The 16,065-nt window shown below is 51.9% G+C and carries 12 protein-coding genes and 1 pseudogene; 9 read left to right on the forward strand and 4 right to left on the reverse strand.

Features of this window, described 5'->3' with window-relative positions; all coding sequences use genetic code 11:
- Window positions 1–104: 104 nt before the first annotated feature.
- The 4 genes and pseudogenes from ACYJL1_RS00995 to xylA form a co-directional block, all read left to right on the forward strand.
- Window positions 105–308, forward strand: a pseudogene (locus ACYJL1_RS00995) (hypothetical protein); the annotation flags it as partial.
- 153 nt (window positions 309–461) lie between these two features.
- Entirely contained in the window at window positions 462–1,436 is a 975-nt protein-coding gene (locus ACYJL1_RS01000) for an ROK family protein (RefSeq protein ID WP_460897895.1), read from the forward strand.
- 15 nt (window positions 1,437–1,451) lie between these two features.
- Window positions 1,452–2,906, forward strand: coding sequence for a xylulokinase (gene xylB / locus ACYJL1_RS01005; RefSeq protein ID WP_460896612.1), 1,455 nt, complete (start codon window positions 1,452–1,454; stop codon window positions 2,904–2,906).
- Window positions 2,903–4,213: a xylose isomerase gene (gene xylA, locus ACYJL1_RS01010; protein ID WP_460896613.1), complete on the forward strand. Its 1,311-nt coding sequence runs from the start codon at window positions 2,903–2,905 to the stop codon at window positions 4,211–4,213. The genes xylB and xylA overlap by 4 nt, the downstream gene beginning before the upstream one ends.
- A 65-nt stretch (window positions 4,214–4,278) precedes the next feature.
- On the opposite strand, the gene ACYJL1_RS01015 is transcribed toward xylA, so the two are convergent.
- Window positions 4,279–5,028, reverse strand: a complete 750-nt coding sequence (locus ACYJL1_RS01015) for an SDR family NAD(P)-dependent oxidoreductase (RefSeq protein WP_460896614.1) — start codon at window positions 5,026–5,028, stop codon at window positions 4,279–4,281.
- 123 nt (window positions 5,029–5,151) lie between these two features.
- Between ACYJL1_RS01015 and glpK the strand changes: the two genes are divergently transcribed.
- Window positions 5,152–6,642, forward strand: coding sequence for a glycerol kinase GlpK (gene glpK, locus ACYJL1_RS01020; RefSeq protein WP_460896615.1), 1,491 nt, complete (start codon window positions 5,152–5,154; stop codon window positions 6,640–6,642).
- Between the two features lie 35 nt (window positions 6,643–6,677).
- On the opposite strand, the gene ACYJL1_RS01025 is transcribed toward glpK, so the two are convergent.
- Window positions 6,678–8,852, reverse strand: coding sequence for a transglycosylase domain-containing protein (locus ACYJL1_RS01025; RefSeq protein ID WP_460896616.1), 2,175 nt, complete (start codon window positions 8,850–8,852; stop codon window positions 6,678–6,680).
- Window positions 8,853–9,153: 301 nt separating this feature from the next.
- On the opposite strand from ACYJL1_RS01025, the gene ACYJL1_RS01030 reads away from it, so the two are divergent.
- The 4 genes from ACYJL1_RS01030 to ACYJL1_RS01045 all read left to right on the forward strand — a co-directional run bounded on the left by ACYJL1_RS01030 (window position 9,154) and on the right by ACYJL1_RS01045 (window position 13,666).
- Window positions 9,154–9,834, forward strand: coding sequence for a hypothetical protein (locus tag ACYJL1_RS01030; protein WP_460896617.1), 681 nt, complete (start codon window positions 9,154–9,156; stop codon window positions 9,832–9,834).
- Window positions 9,835–9,939: 105 nt separating this feature from the next.
- On the forward strand, window positions 9,940–10,899 hold the full coding sequence (locus ACYJL1_RS01035) for a glycosyltransferase family 2 protein (protein ID WP_460896618.1): 960 nt from the start codon (window positions 9,940–9,942) through the stop codon (window positions 10,897–10,899).
- 22 nt (window positions 10,900–10,921) lie between these two features.
- Entirely contained in the window at window positions 10,922–12,034 is a 1,113-nt protein-coding gene (locus ACYJL1_RS01040) for a glycosyltransferase (protein ID WP_460896619.1), read from the forward strand.
- Between the two features lie 519 nt (window positions 12,035–12,553).
- Window positions 12,554–13,666: an acyltransferase family protein gene (locus ACYJL1_RS01045; protein ID WP_460896620.1), complete on the forward strand. Its 1,113-nt coding sequence runs from the start codon at window positions 12,554–12,556 to the stop codon at window positions 13,664–13,666.
- 1 nt (window position 13,667) lies between these two features.
- On the opposite strand, the gene ACYJL1_RS01050 is transcribed toward ACYJL1_RS01045, so the two are convergent.
- Entirely contained in the window at window positions 13,668–14,285 is a 618-nt protein-coding gene (locus ACYJL1_RS01050) for a ribonuclease D (protein ID WP_460896621.1), read from the reverse strand.
- 13 nt (window positions 14,286–14,298) lie between these two features.
- A complete protein-coding gene (locus ACYJL1_RS01055) occupies window positions 14,299–15,687 on the reverse strand; it encodes a M20/M25/M40 family metallo-hydrolase (protein ID WP_460896622.1) in 1,389 nt (462 codons plus the stop codon).
- Between the last annotated feature and the right edge of the window lie 378 nt (window positions 15,688–16,065).

Genomic DNA, 16,065 nt, shown 5'->3' on the forward strand with positions numbered 1-16,065 from the left:
TGCCTTCAGCACGTTGACTACTTAATGCTGACTTTCACCTCCGGCCAGCAATAAAACCTCTTTATTTCGAGGCTCGAAAAAAATAGTGACTTAAAACCAATTCCGTGTCAACTTGGTTTTTGACGGCGCAAACTATTGCATTGCAACGATTTTTTTGCGCCGCACAAAAAAAGATTTCGGGAGGAAGTCAGTTGTTGCTGGATGAGATTGCGCGACCGGACGATGTCCGCCGTCAAAATCGGCGGCTTATATTGGGGTCTATCCGCCAGCACGGGCATTTGTCCCGAACTGACATCGTTGCCCATACGGGGCTAAGCCCATCGACTGTTTCTGCCATTACCACGGCCCTCATTGCCGAAGGTATTATTGGAGAAAAGCGGGCGAACGACCCAGCGGAGACCAGGCGGGGACGCCCCCAGATAGCATTGGCTTTAAACCCTGAGGTCGCAACAGTCGCGACCGTGGAACTCGCGCTCAACCTCATTCATACTGTCTTGTTCGATTACACCGGGCAAGTTACCGCAGAACAGTTTCGTCATTTACCTACTTTGGAAGCGACTGCCGAGGAGTTGATAGCAGCAGTCTCGTCAATGCTTGATGAGTTAATCGAAAACAGTCCGAAGAATGCGGGTCCCCTTCTCCACATTTCAATGGGTGTGCAGGGCGTAACAGATGCTGCAAGCTCTGCGATGCTTTGGTCTCCGATTACGCTTGATAACAATATTGCGTTTGGTGATGCCCTTTCGCGACGTTACGCGGTGGACGTAGCCGTTACCAATGATTGCAACATGATAGCCGAAGCTCTGCGGTGGATCGATCCCCAGAATTACACCGAAGATTTTGCCGCTATTTTGCTTTCTCACGGTATCGGTATGGGGCTTTATCTCAAAGGAAAACCCTTTGTTGGCGCCTACTCCTCCGCATCAGAATTTGGGCATATGTTACACGTCCCCAACGGAGCGCTCTGCCGGTGTGGACGGCACGGATGTATTGAAGCCTATGCCAGTGACTATGCCATCTTGAGAAATATCGCCGGGGAAGACGAAAAAACACAGCCCATACAGGGCGTTGATGCGGTGAAATTCAACAAAGTTGCCGACATTGCGAGGGCAAAGGATGGTAAAGAGCGTGCAGCGTTCGCCAAGGCAGGACAGGCAATCGGTTCAGGGCTACGTAGTCTTTTTTCTTTAATTGATCCTGTTCCCGTTGCGCTGGTTGGCCCTGGTGCAGGTGTTTTCGATCTTCTTGAAAAGGACTTGCGTGCCATCATTTCAGGGACATCTGGCTGGGGAGCGACCGAAGATCTCAATATTCGCTGCTATCCGGATGAACACCCGCTTATTTTGCAGGGATGTATGATGACGTCCCTGCTTCATCTCGATACGCAAATCTTTGCCCCCGGCGATGCCCCGCTCAAACGGGCAGTTTCAGCATAGTTCAGGAGAAATCTCATGTATCTCGGTCTCGATCTCGGCACATCAGGTGTCAAGGCGTTATTGATTGACGGTGAACAACGGATCATAGCTTCCGGCAATGGATCGCTAGAGGTCAGGCGACCTCATTCTGGCTGGTCGGAGCAAGACCCTGAACAGTGGATCAAAGCAACGGAAGCTGCTGTCCAAGAACTTCGCGTCAGCCATGGCAAGGAACTTGCTGCGGTAAGAGGTATCGGCCTTTCGGGTCAAATGCATGGCGCAACCCTGCTTGATGGCCATGGTCAGGTGTTACGTCCTTGTATGCTTTGGAATGATACAAGGAGCCATAAAGAGGCAAGTGAACTTGATGCCGATCCAAGGTTCAGAGCGCTTACAGGCAATATTGTTTTCCCCGGATTCACCGCGCCAAAAGTGGCTTGGGTGCGAAACAACGAGCCTGAAATCTTCGGCAAAACCCGTCATATTCTTTTGCCGAAAGACTATCTGCGGCTTTGGTTGACTGGAGAATATGTTTCAGAAATGTCGGACGCTGCGGGCACATCTTGGCTCGATGTCGGCAAGCGCGCCTGGTCGCCAGAACTACTGGCCGCAACAGAACTAAGCCTCGATCACATGCCGTCGCTCGTGGAAGGTACAGAGGTATCCGGCACATTAAAGCCCGACATTGCCTCACGTTGGGGAATGGAGCGCAATGTCGTCGTTGCTGGCGGAGCCGGAGACAACGCAGCATCAGCCTGTGGAATGGGAACGGTTGGCGAAGGCCATGCATTCATCTCTTTGGGCACCTCCGGTGTGCTTTTCGCGGCAAACAATGCCTATTTGCCCAATCCGGAAAGTGCTGTGCACACATTCTGCCATGCGCTGCCCAATACATGGCATCAGATGGGGGTCATCCTATCGGCTACCGATGCCTTGAACTGGTATGCGGGGATAACCTCGCGCAATGCAGCCGAACTCACCGCAGAACTCGGAACGGATTTACGAGAACCATCGGGGGTCACTTTCCTTCCCTATCTGTCTGGTGAGCGCACTCCACTCAATGACTCCTCAATCCGCGGTGCATTCTACGGGTTGGAACATGCAAGTGACCGCGCAGCGTTAACGCAAGCCGTTTTGGAAGGCGTGGCTTTCGCGTTTCGCGATTGTTTGCGTGCATTGGCGGCTGCAGGAACCAGGCTTGAACGCGTCACGGCCGTCGGCGGCGGCTCACGCTCGACCTATTGGCTCAAAACCATAGCGACAGCACTGAACATCCCAGTCGATGTGCCCGCAGATGGTGATTTTGGAGCTGCTTTCGGTGCAGCACGTCTTGGATTAATCGCCGCTGAACGAGCCGACCCACGCGAGATTTGCATCGCGCCCACAACCGATTCGACCATCGAGCCCGAAACCAAACTGACCGCGCAATTCGATGCGGCCTATCATCATTATCATAATCTCTATCCAGCATTAAAAGGAGTTCAGTCATGAACAGCGGATTTTTCGGCGACGTTAAACCAGTCAAATATGAGGGGCCGGACAGTACCAATCCACTAGCCTATCGCTTCTACAATCCGGATGAAGTGATCTTGGGAAAGCGTCTTGAGGATCACTTGCGCTTTGCGGTTGCCTATTGGCATTCCTTTGTCTGGCCGGGCGGTGATCCGTTTGGTGGTCAGACATTCGAGCGTCCGTGGTTTAATGAAACCATGGAGGGGGCCAAGCTAAAGGCAGATGTTGCCTTCGACATGTTCTCGATTCTCGGTGCGCCCTATTTTTGTTTCCATGATGCCGATGTCCGTCCGGAAGGCGATACGCTTGCAGAAAGCAACAAGCGGCTACATGAAATAGCGGACTATTTCTCCGCAAAGATGGAAAAGACAGGAACAAAGCTGCTCTGGGGCACTGCCAACCTTTTCTCCAACCGCCGTTATATGTCAGGCGCAGCAACTAATCCGGATCCAGACGTATTTGCCTATGCCGCCGCCACGGTGAAAACCTGCATTGACGTTACGCAGAAACTCAAAGGCGAAAACTACGTTCTTTGGGGCGGTCGCGAGGGCTACGAAACGCTGTTGAACACCGATATGAAGCGCGAGCTTGACCAGATGGGACGTTTCCTGAGCCTGGTTGTCGATTACAAGCATAAAATTGGATTCAAAGGCGCCATCCTTATTGAACCAAAACCGCAAGAGCCGACAAAACATCAGTATGATTATGACGCGGCAACTGTCTACGGTTTCCTCAAGCGCTTCGGTCTCGAAAACGAAGTGAAAGTCAATCTTGAGCAGGGACATGCCATTCTTGCCGGCCACTCGTTTGAGCACGAGCTTGCAACTGCCACGGCTCTGGGTATCTTCGGTTCGATCGATATGAACCGCAATGACTATCAGTCCGGCTGGGATACTGACCAGTTCCCGAACAATGTTCCGGAAGTTGCACTGGCATATTACGAGATTCTGAAAGCCGGTGGATTTACTTCCGGCGGCACGAATTTCGATTCCAAGTTGCGGCGCCAGTCCCTTGATCCGCAGGATTTGCTGATCGCCCATATTGGCGGCATGGATACTTGCGCTCGTGGGCTCAAGGCAGCTGCGAAGATGATCGAAGACAAGGTTCTGACAGGATTTGTCGATGAGCGTTATGCCGGCTGGTCAAACCCGGAAGCGCAACAAATGCTTTCAGGCAAGCTTTCGCTTGAGGAAATTGCAAAGAATGTTGAAAAGGCAGGATTGCAGCCGCAACCTCGCTCTGGCCGCCAGGAATATCTGGAAAATGTCGTCAATCGCTACGTTTAAGCCAATTTAGGCAAAGCTATCAAATAGGAATAAGTTCTCAGTTGAGAACTTATTCCAACTTTATCTCAGACGTGTTGACCGCCATTGATGTGTATTTCCGAGCCGGTCACATAAGACGATGCCTCGGAACAGAGAAAGAAGATCGTCTCGGCGACTTCAGCCGTTTTACCAAGTCTGCGCAGCGGCAAATGTTCTACCAGTTTGTCAGTCCCGGGAGAGAGAATCGCTGTATCAATCTCGCCCGGGGCAATGGCGTTGACCCGGATACCGTGGGGACCAAAGTCCGATGCCATTTCGCGGGTCAATGAAGCCAATGCTGCCTTGGATGTTGCATAGGCTGTTCCTGCAAATGGGTGTACGCGACTACCTGCAATTGATGTCACATTCACCACAGAGCCTTTTGCAGCTTCCAGTTCGTTGAACAGGCCACGCGCCAACATGATTGGGGCAAAGAAATTCACTTGAAACACGCTCATCCAAGTCTGCATCGGCGTTTCAATGGAATCGAGACGATTCCCCGAGGCATTCTTCGGTGAAATACCCGCATTATTAACGAGTGCGTTCAGCATCCCGCCTTCAACCTTAAGCCGCTGCCTGATTTCCAGAACCGCATGATCAACGTCTGCAGGATCGGCCAGATCAACTTTGATATGATCGTCCGGACCGGCAGGCCAAGGACAGTTGTCATCAAAACTTTGGCGAGAGCAGGTAATCACGCGCCAACCTGCACGCGAGAAGCGCTTAACAGTTGCGTGGCCGATACCACGGCTTGCGCCTGTCAGTACGAGGACCTTGCGAGGTTCTTTGTCACTCATGAAAAATTCTCCGTTGGAGAAGCCATAGCCGATCAGCAATTGAATATCGAGGCATAACATTCGCTCCGTTATTGATAGTGTTGGCCTAAATCAATAACGTCGAACAAAACTGCGGGAGGAAGCATGAACGGATATATACTGGCTATTGATCAAGGCACGACATCAAGCCGCGCGATTATTTTTGATAAGAGCAGGAAGGTTGTAGGCAAAAGCCAACAAGAGTTCACGCAGATATATCCGCAGTCCGGTTGGGTTGAGCATGATCCTGACGAGATTTGGCAGTCTGTTCTGGCCACATGTGAAGTGGCAATCGAGAATGCAAAAATTCAAGCGGGTGACGTTGCAGCAATAGGCATAACCAACCAGCGCGAAACGGTGATTGTCTGGGAAAAGGCAACGGGCAAACCCATACATAACGCTATAGTTTGGCAGGATCGTCGAACCGCTTCCCTTTGCCAAAAGTTAAAGAAGCAAGGGCTGGAAAAGAAATTTACCCGGAAAACGGGTTTGCTGCTCGACCCCTATTTCTCTGGCACCAAACTTTCCTGGATCTTGGATAAAGTGCCCGGCGCTCGCAAGCGTGCAGCCAATGGTGAACTGCTTTTCGGTACAATCGACAGTTTTCTGATCTGGCGCCTGACTGGCGGCAAGGTTCACGCGACCGATGCCACCAATGCCTCACGCACGCTGCTTTTCAACATTGCGACGAATGAGTGGGATGACGAGCTACTTGAAATTCTTCGCGTTCCTCGTGCAATGCTGCCCGAAGTCAAGGATTGTGCGGCAAATTTCGGTTCAGCGGAAGCATCCTTGCTTGGCGCAACAATTCCCATTCTCGGTGTTGCGGGTGACCAGCATGCAGCGACCATTGGGCAAGCCTGTTTTGAACCAGGCATGTTCAAGTCCACCTATGGTACGGGCTGCTTTGCCCTGCTCAATACGGGCAGCGATATGGTTCTTTCCAAAAACCGACTTCTGACAACCATCGCCTACCGTCTCAACGGCAAGACGACCTACGCACTGGAAGGTTCGATCTTCATTGCGGGTGCGGCAGTGCAATGGCTGCGGGATGGGCTGAAGATCATCGGATCCGCCCCTGAAACCGGCAAATTGGCTGATCAGGCGGACCCGAGCCAGAACGTTTATCTCGTGCCTGCTTTTGTTGGCTTAGGGGCCCCGCATTGGGATGCAGAAGCGCGCGGCGCAATATATGGACTGACTCGAAATTCAGGCCCGGCTGAGTTTGCAAGGGCCGCACTGGAATCTGTCGCCTACCAGACGCGAGATCTGCTTGACGCCATGCGCAAGGACTGGAAGTCCTCCGACACGAAGACTGTGCTGCGCGTCGATGGTGGTATGGTTGCCTCAGACTGGACCATGCAACGCCTCGCCGACATTCTTGATGCGCCTGTGGATCGACCCACCATTCTTGAAACAACAGCGCTTGGTGCGGCATGGCTTGCTGGCTCCAAGGCGGGGATCTGGCCAAACCGCCGCGAATTTTCCAAGACATGGGAAAGAGACACGCGCTTTACGCCTAAAATGGATGAGAAGACCCGCAAGGCCAAGATTGCCGGATGGAAAATCGCCGTGAAACGGACGCTAACCAGTTAATTCTCTAAGAGGCAGAACATCACATCGTAGACCGTTCAATTGCCCATGATGAGGTCAAATAACGTTGTCTTGCGGCCTGTCTGACCGTTTTCACCAACGTTTCCCGGTGGAATGGGCCTCGTTGATCCGGTCTGGTCGCCAAGTCCAGTCTGCCCACCTGGATCAAGTTGCGCTGTCGGAGCCGACGGATCGACACCTGAATCCGGCAAGATGTCATTGCCCTCTTCGATCAATTTATCGAGGCGATAGTCTCCTGGAAGTGGCGCCACGGGAACACCTTTGTGAGCTGCCACCATGAAATCTTTCCAGGCGATTGCCGGCAGCGATCCGCCGGTGATCTTCTTCGTCGGTTTGCCATTGTCATTGCCGAACCATACGCCAGTTGTCAGATTGGACGTATAGCCAATAAACCAGGCGTCGCGGAAATTCTGGCTGGTGCCAGTCTTCCCTGCTGCCGGCCAGCCAAACTTTGCCTTGGTTGCAGTGCCCGTCTCGATGGTCTGGCTCAACATGGCATTCATCATGCTAAGATTGCGCGGGCTCACAACGCGATCCGGTGTCGGCCCCTTATACTCAAAAAGCAGCTTACCGCTGTTTGTGGTGATACGGCGAATGATGTGGACGGGCGCTTTATACCCCCCGTTTGCAAAGGGAACAAAGGAGTCTGTCAATTCCAGCAGGGTCACTTCTGATGTGCCGAGCGCTAACGATGCATTTGTGGTAAGACTGGAATCAATGCCGAGGCGATGAGCGGTCGATACAACCGCTGCCGGTCCCACTTCCATGACAAGCTGCGCCGACACAGAATTAAGAGAGCGGGCCAACGCTTCGGCCAACGTCACTTTACCGAAATACTTTCCGTTGTAATTTCCTGGTGTCCATTTGCCGATGCGGATCGGCGCATCGTTACGAATAGATTCCGGCGTAAGCCCATTTTCCAGAGCCGAAAGATAAACGAAAGGCTTGAAGGCTGATCCTGGTTGGCGCCTCGCCTCGCTGGCCCGGTCAAACTGGCTGTTGGCGTAATCATAGCCACCGATGAGCGCGCGCACAGCGCCTGTTCCATCGACGGAGACCAGCGCGCCTTGCGAAACATTCAGCTTCTCGCCATTTTTACTGATAAGATCGCGGATCGACGCTTCTCCCAGCTTCTGCAGGCCAAGATCGACAGTGGTGTCGACCACTATATCGTTTGGTATTTCGCCGATAAGATTGGGTAGCTCCTCCATGACACGGTCGGCAACATACTGCTCGGACCCTGACCAATAGGAAGCAGCACGCATTGTTGGTTGCTTCATTGCTACATCCAGTTCATCAACGCCGATCATGCCCTGCTCACGCATTGCTGCGAGCACCAATTGTGAGCGCGCCCGAGCAGCTTTTGGATCACGCGCAGGTGACAAACGCGAAGGCGCTTTGAGCAAGCCCGCAAGCAACGCGGCTTCCGGCAAGGTCACTTCTTTGGCTGATTTGTTGAAGTACCGGTGCGAGGCCGCCGCTACGCCATAGGAGCCAGACCCCAGATAAACCCGGTTAAGGTACATCTCCAGAATCTGCGTCTTGGTATATTTCTGCTCCAGCCATAGCGCCAACAATACCTCTTGCACCTTGCGTTCAATGGTGCGGTCAGGCGACAGGAAAAGATTTTTGGCCAGCTGCTGGGTGATCGTCGAGCCCCCCTGTACCAGACGACCGGACATCACATTGGTTACCATCGCCCGGGCAAAACCAATTGGGTCGACGCCGAAATGCGAATAGAATCTGCGATCTTCAATGGCAATGACCGCTTCTGGTATGTAAGGTGACATATCATGCAGTCCGAGCGCTTCACCGCCTGAAGCACCGCGATTGGCGATCAAGTCACCTTCCACAGAAACGATCCTGACGTTGGGTGCCCGGTCGGGAATAGCCCACGTGGTGGTCTGAGGCATCTTGGCGGCGAAATAAAGAACCGTGCCCGCCAGACCTATCCCGCCCCAAATGCATAAAACGAACGACCAATATACAATGCGGCGCATCAATCCGATAAATCCACCGCTGCTTTTGTTACGGCGCGAACCGCCACGTTTGGACTTTGAGGCTTTGCGCGCACTCGTCTTACGTTTCGCCACGGGCCTGTCCTCCGGATCTGCACGCATGTCGTCGCTTGAACTCCGACCGGAGCCAAAGCCGGGTTCGATGCGCTGCCTGCCTTTGTCGCGTGGTGCCATTGAGTATAAATTCCGCCCCGTTGTGCCATCTGGAGTGATAGCCACGCGTTGCAGAGTAAATGCGGCGATTTAAAGTGCGGTTAAGCGTCAGAAATGTTAAACTCTTTTAACCAATCAAACAACGTTGAACCGGCCAAGATCATTGGCGGAGTTGGGCAACTGCCGCTGGGTTACACGAGTATCAGCTTCAACTTGGTTAGCTCATCTTTTACAACTTCTCTCAACCAGAACGTTAGGGGCTTGCGATAGTGGGCGGCTTCCTTTAGGTCTCGGCGCTTAGCTGTCTTATAAGGTCCGTGACATGGAACAGGCAAAGTTCACAACGGGTTTCGCGCTGCTTTTCCTCGCAGCACTCGTCATCAACATCGGTTATTTCGCATTTACAATCGACCCGCTCGACGTTTCCGTTTCGCTGGACGAATCAGGCGCGATTGAAACTTTCCAGCTGGCTTATATTGCCGGTGCGACTGCCCTGTTCTTTATCGCGGGGTTGCTCCAGCATAAGGCTGGTCGAATGTTTTCGGTCGGAATGGCTGTGCTTTGTATCGTTTTTTTTCTGCGTGAACTTGAAGTTGACCGCGTGGGACCAATAACGACCTATATGAACAGCAAAGTATTCCGTATTCACGAAGCAATTATAATAATTGCCGTTGCGTGTGTTTATCTGACATTTCGTTGGCGCACAGTTGGCGAAATTGCGCGGTTTGTTTTCAGCAAGTCTGCTTGGCCGTTCTACGTTGCGGCAGCTTTTTTGCTCATCGGCGCCTATTGTGATTCACAGCACGGCACAGTTTCCATGCAGATAAAAGAAGAGATCGCGGAAAGCGCAAGCTATCTTGCATTAATGGTTACGGCAGCGGGTCTTTGCTATCAACATTCTCGCCACAGTGACCATAAGAACGGTATTAATGCCTTGATTATAAGTATTTTTATGTTGGTATTGGTCGGCGCATATGCGCATGGTCTTTACGTGCTGGCATAAAACTCATTATCGCAACCGGACACGCTTTTCACATTGTCAGAAACGAAATTGGCATTTCCCGATAAGGGCTCACCAGCAATCAAACGGAGTCTTTTTCAAAGGCTGATGAGCCGCCTGGATTCGTGGCGGATCGAGACGCGGCTGAAACGCCGGAAAAATCATGTCGCCGCCATATTGCCTCTCGGTTCTGGAATGCGCCCGTTACAGAAAACCGACATTCCACTCATTTTCCTGACGCGCAACAGCGCAAGTTTCCTGCCATCGTTTTTGTCTCACTATCGTAAAATCGGCGTAACCCGCTTTCTATGTATTGACGACCATTCGTCAGATTCAACGCGGGACATATTGCTGCAACAAGCCGATGTGGATCTGTTTGAGTCCCCCGTACGCTACAAGGAAGCTGACCGGGGGAAGCTCTGGAGACATGAACTTCTGAAACTATATGGCATCCATCGCTGGTACTTGAATGTCGATTGCGACGAGTACTTCATTTATGACAATTGCGAAGAAAAACCTCTATCGGAGCTCATTGCACAGCTTGAGGCAAAGGGCATTAAGCATTGTCCCGCGCCCATGATTGACTTTTACCCACCGGGTCCACTGTCATCGGCAATATTCGATGGCTCCAGCGGTATCATGCCCTGGAAAGTCGCGAATATGTTTGATGCGTCCGGCTATTGCATGAGTGTGAACAACCGTTTCGTGTCGTTGACCGGCGGCCCCCGCGGGCGCATTCTCAACGAACATGTTGAGCTGATGAAATACCCGCTTCTGTATGTGGAAACGACGATGGCATTTGCTTCCAGTATTCATAAACCACTGCCATTCTATCGTAATTTTTCTCCTGTCTGCGGTTCGTTGTTGCATTTCAAATTTTTCAGTGATGCCTTGTTGTTTGCGCAGTCCGCTGTTGCTGACGGGCAATATTATGGTGGCTCGCACGTCTATAAAAACGTGGTTGAGGTACTCGGTAGCGAAGAAAATGTGAGATTGACCGGGCCGGACTCCGTAGCGTTCCGCGATTCCCGTCAATTTGCCGAGCTGGGGCTTTTCCTACGATCGTGACACTCCAATAGGAATGACAACCATGCGCTTCCTGTTCATTATTGCAGATCTCGGGCCGAACGGCGTCACCTATTCGCGGCTCCGTTATGCAGGGGAGCTGGCGCGCCGTGGTCACTCTGTCACCATTCTGGCACTCGTGGATGGGGAAACAAGAACCATTCCTGCTGGCGTGACATTTGAGGTTTTGGATCGCTCAGCTGCCCGGCTAAGTGGATTAATCCAGCAGGTCAAATCTGCATTGCGCCTGCGGCAGTGGTTCAAGCAATCCTCAAACATCCAACCATTCGACTTTGTTTCTTCCTCGCTAACCCCGGCTGACCGGGTTGTGGCCAGAGCAGGACTCATCAACGTCCATCACTGGATCCACATTGCCACGTCCGAGCTTGTTGCCGGTGTAGCTAATAAGCGCAAAAGACAGCGACGGGCGCGACTGTTACGCAGGATATATCACGAAAAACCAATCATCGGAGTGTCGCAAGGTGTCATTGATGATCTTGTGAAACTGGATGCCATTCCGTCGAGAGCAACGCTTGTACACAATGGCTACGATGTTGAGCTCATACGCAGACTGGCAGTGGAAAAGCCTTCCGATTTACCCGCCAAACCGTACTATATTCATGTTGGTCGATTTGCTACGGCCAAGCGCCATGACGTGTTATTTGAAGCGTTGAAGCGCAGCGGATCAACACGTGGGCTTTTGCTTTTGACTGATAAGCCCGATGAAGCAATGAACCTCGCGCGGCAATATGCGTTGGAGAGCCGGGTGGTTGCACTTAGCTTTCGCGACAATCCATTCGCCTATATGGCTGGCGCTGAAGCCTTGCTGCTTTCATCCGATTTTGAGGGCTTTCCCAATGTGCTGGTGGAGAGTCTCATTTCGGGAACACCTGTTATATCCACCGATTGTCCCTATGGTCCGGCAGAGATTCTCACAAGCTCCTACGCACAATGGCTTGTCCCGACAGGCGATGCGCAAGCTCTATCTAACAAGATTGCTCTGTTTGAAGCCTCACCTTACGAAGTCGAACCCTGGCTATACCAGCGCTTCACTCTTGCCGGTTCGATGGATCAACTTGAAAACCTTGCCCGCTTGCTGGAAAAGCCGTCTTTAGGACGATTTCGTCCCCTATTATGATGGCCTGACGACGGTTGAGAAATCCGTCTGGTGACGTTAAACTTTCGTTTCACATCGGGAATGATTTAATGCGCTGTCTTATACTTACGATTCTTGTGATTGGAATTAGCGGCTGTGGCGGTGGCGGTGCGATCAAACGGCTCAGCCCCTCCCCCGATTCCGAAGCGCAGTACCGGCTTGGCGGTTGCCAGTTGCGAGGCCATGGAGTGTGCAAGGATATGCAGGAATTTGAAAAGCAATCTGCCCCTGCCGGATAGCAAAAGATTATTATTTGCAAGCCCTTGAAAATTTCCTTTACCAGCTATATTTTAATCCTTGCGTAACGAGCGGTTCTCCTCCCATTTTTCGCTCGTTGCGTGTTCCCCTCTGGACGCATTAGCGTTCACAATTCGCCGGGCTCTTGCCCGGCTTTTTTGTTTTGTGGGCTTTTTCCTCATTGCATCATCGACAGCACCCGAATTTACTTCCTGTTCTCAGTCTTCGCGTATGAAAGGCGAGCGGTATGGTGGAGTATGACGAATGAGTCCGATGGAAAAGGTGCGGATAGACTGGGTAGACATTGCCAAGGGCATCTGCATCATTTTTGTGGTGATGATGCATTCTGTTCTGGGTGTCGAGGATGAGATCGGTGCGCAAGGATGGATGCATCCCGTCGTAGCATTTGCCCAGCCATTCCGGATGCCAGACTTCTTTTTGATTTCGGGACTGTTCCTCAGCGTTGTGATCAATCGCTCGTGGCTCCGCTACATTGATCGGAAAGTGGTGCATTTTGTTTATTTCTACGTGCTTTGGCTAACCATCCAATTTGTGTTCAAGGCACCGGGAATAATAGCGGAAAACGGGGCGGCAAATGCAGTGTCGGCTTATTTTCTCGCATTTGTGCAACCATTTGGCACACTTTGGTTCATATATCTTTTGCCGGTCTTCTTCATTGTTACCCGATTGCTGAAGACGACGAATGTCTGGCTGGTCTTTGCAGCATCAGCACTTTTGGAAACCCTGCCGATCCATACGGGATGGCTTGCTATTGACGAGTTTTGCAGCCGATACGTATATTTTTTTGCAGGATATGCATTCGCTCCGGCGATCTTCAAGCTGGCAGAGCAATTACGGGCTAGACCCGCTATTGCTGCAATCATACTGGGCATATGGGCGGTCTTAAACGGTTGGCTGGTTTTTCACCCCGCAACAGCACCATTCAATGCATGGATACCTCAGGAGAGCTATATGTCCGGTGGTCTTGGTGGTTGGGCAACGGTTCCAATTATCTCGCTGATCGCGGGTTTTGCTGGAGCACTGGCTATTGTTTCAACTTCAGCTCTAATCGTAGGCCTACCGTCGAAGCTCGTGACCGTGCCGCTACGCTGGCTTGGTGCTCACTCAATCGTGGTGTACCTCGCCTTCTTTCTGCCTATGGCAGTCGCTCGCACTGTATTGCTTAAAAGCGGAACCATCACTGATATTGGCACGATTTCCCTGCTCACGGTAATAAGCGGTGTTGTCGGCCCGGTTATTCTCTACGGCCTCATTCATATCACCGGATATGGCGCGTTCCTGTTCAAACGTCCGGCGTGGGCGCATATAGATCGCGCCCCACGCAGCGAGACAGCTCAGACCTCAGCTGCAGGATAACTCAGCTATGGGCAAATATGTCCTGCTCGTCCCATCCCATTAGATCCAGTTTGGAACGCGTGGGCAGAAATTCGAAGCAAGCCATCGCCTCTTCTGCTCGCCCATCACGCTCCAGACGCTGCTGGAGAATGGCCCGCAGGCGGTGCAGGTAAAGAACGTCGGATGCAGCATATTCAAGCTGGGCCTGGCTAAGGTTTGGTGCACCCCAATCTGAAGATTGCTGTTGTTTGGAAAGGTTGATTTCCAGCAGTTCACTGCAAATCTCTTTCAACCCATGGCGATCAGTATAGGTACGTATCAGCCGGGATGCGATCTTCGTGCAGAAAACAGGTTTCGGCACAATGCCGAATGTATGAAATAGAACTGCAAGGTCGAAACGTCCGAAGTGAAAAATCTTGGTGATTGCATTGTCGCCAAGCAGTTTCACCAGATTGGGGGCGACTGTCTGGCCCCTGTCAATCTGGATAACATCCGCAGTACCGTCACCAGGTGAAATTTGAACAACACAAAGCCGGTCACGATGCGGGTTAAGGCCAAGCGTTTCGGTATCGATGGCAACCGCATCAACCTGATAATTGCTCAGGTCCGGTAGGTCATTGCGGTGAAAGCGAATGGTCATATTATTTTCCTGTTTACTTCGCGAGGGCGTCGAGAATGCGCGCCCAGGATCGCTGGCCTTTATGGAATGAATTCAATTCATATTTCTCATTCGGAGAATGAATCCGGTCATCTTCGAGGCCGTAGCCTACAAGCAGAGATTCCATGCCGAGCATATTCTGGAAATCACCAACAATAGGAATTGAGCCCCCCATTGCAATCAGCACTGCCGGGTTTGGCCATTCATCACTCAGGGCATTCTTTGCCTTGGAAAGCAGCGGCGATTCATAGGAAAGCTGAATGGCGGGAGAGCCACCATGCTCGTGGAACTCGATCGTGCAATCGGCAGGAATGCGCGAGCGAACAAAGGCACGGAAAGCCTCCCGGATTTTTGCGGGGTTCTGCTTGTGAACCAAGCGGAATGATACTTTTGCAGAGGCTTGCGCCGCAATGACGGTCTTGAAGCCCTGGCCTGTATAACCGCCAATTATGCCATTGAATTCAGCTGTCGGACGCGCCCATATCAGTTCGAGAATCGATCGGCCTTTTTCCCCTGACGGCACCGATAGGCCTACCGGGCCAAGAAAGTTTTCCGGCGTGGCATCAAGCCCTTCCCACATCTGCAATATTTGCGTCGGTGTTTCTTCAACGCCATCGTAAAAGCCTGGAATAGTTACAGCGCCACTCTCATCGTGAATATCAGCGAGAATCTTGGTGAGGATACGGATCGGATTTGCTGCCGCGCCGCCAAACATGCCGGAATGCAAATCCCGATCAGCTGCTTTGACAATGATCTCTTCCCCGACCAACCCGCGCAATCCAACAGAAATAGCAGGCGTCTGCGCATCCCACATACCGGTGTCGCAGACGAGCGCAAAATCAGCTTTCAACTCGTTCTTGTGCGATTCAAGGAATGGCTTGAGGGATGGCGAACCGGATTCCTCTTCACCTTCAAACAGGATGGAGACCTTTATCGGCAGTTGACCATGTACCTCTTTATACGCACGGCAGGCTTCGACGAAGGTCATCAACTGACCCTTGTCATCTGATGTACCACGGCCGGTCAGGATTTTGCGACCATTCCCCACATCCTTGATTGCCGGATCAAAGGGGTCATTTTCCCACAACTCGAGAGGATCGACAGGCTGAACATCATAGTGGCCGTAAAAAAGCACATGCGGAGCATTTTCATTCGGGCCAGCATGGTGTGCAACAACCATCGGATGACCCGGCGTATCCCGTACACTCGCTTCAAAACCAATCGATTGCAGATCAGCAGTAAGCCATTCAGCAGCCTTGCGGCAATCTGCTTTAAATGCCGGATCGGTTGAAATGGACTTGATTCTCAGCAGATCAAAAAGGCGCTCCAAACTCTTGTCGAGGTTCGTATCAAGCGCATTCAAGACAGGTTCAAGAGCTGACATAATATTTCCTGAGTTCATTGACCGGGATTCGTGAAGGGAGCTCTTCTTACCGCATTTTCAAGCCAATGGCATAAAAAAGTGCCCGGGGCGGACCGCTATAAAAGAAATGGCCGCCTTGGCGGGGGGACCAGAGGCGACCAGATCACTACTACACTCATTTGCAACCACCCTGGAGAGGGGGATGGGAGGTTGCTACACTGGTGTCAGGCGGGGGACGAGCCTTGAAAACCAGTGATCGATCTAACGTCGATGAACTGGATTTGGGGGGTAAACCGTGGCAATTCAAGGGCACAGAAGATTACATCTTTGTAACAAAGGCGTGAACCAGCAGATGCCCACAGGAGTCACTCGAAACAACACAACTCATCATTTCCTTTT

The organism is Phyllobacterium sp. K27, assembly GCF_054796155.1.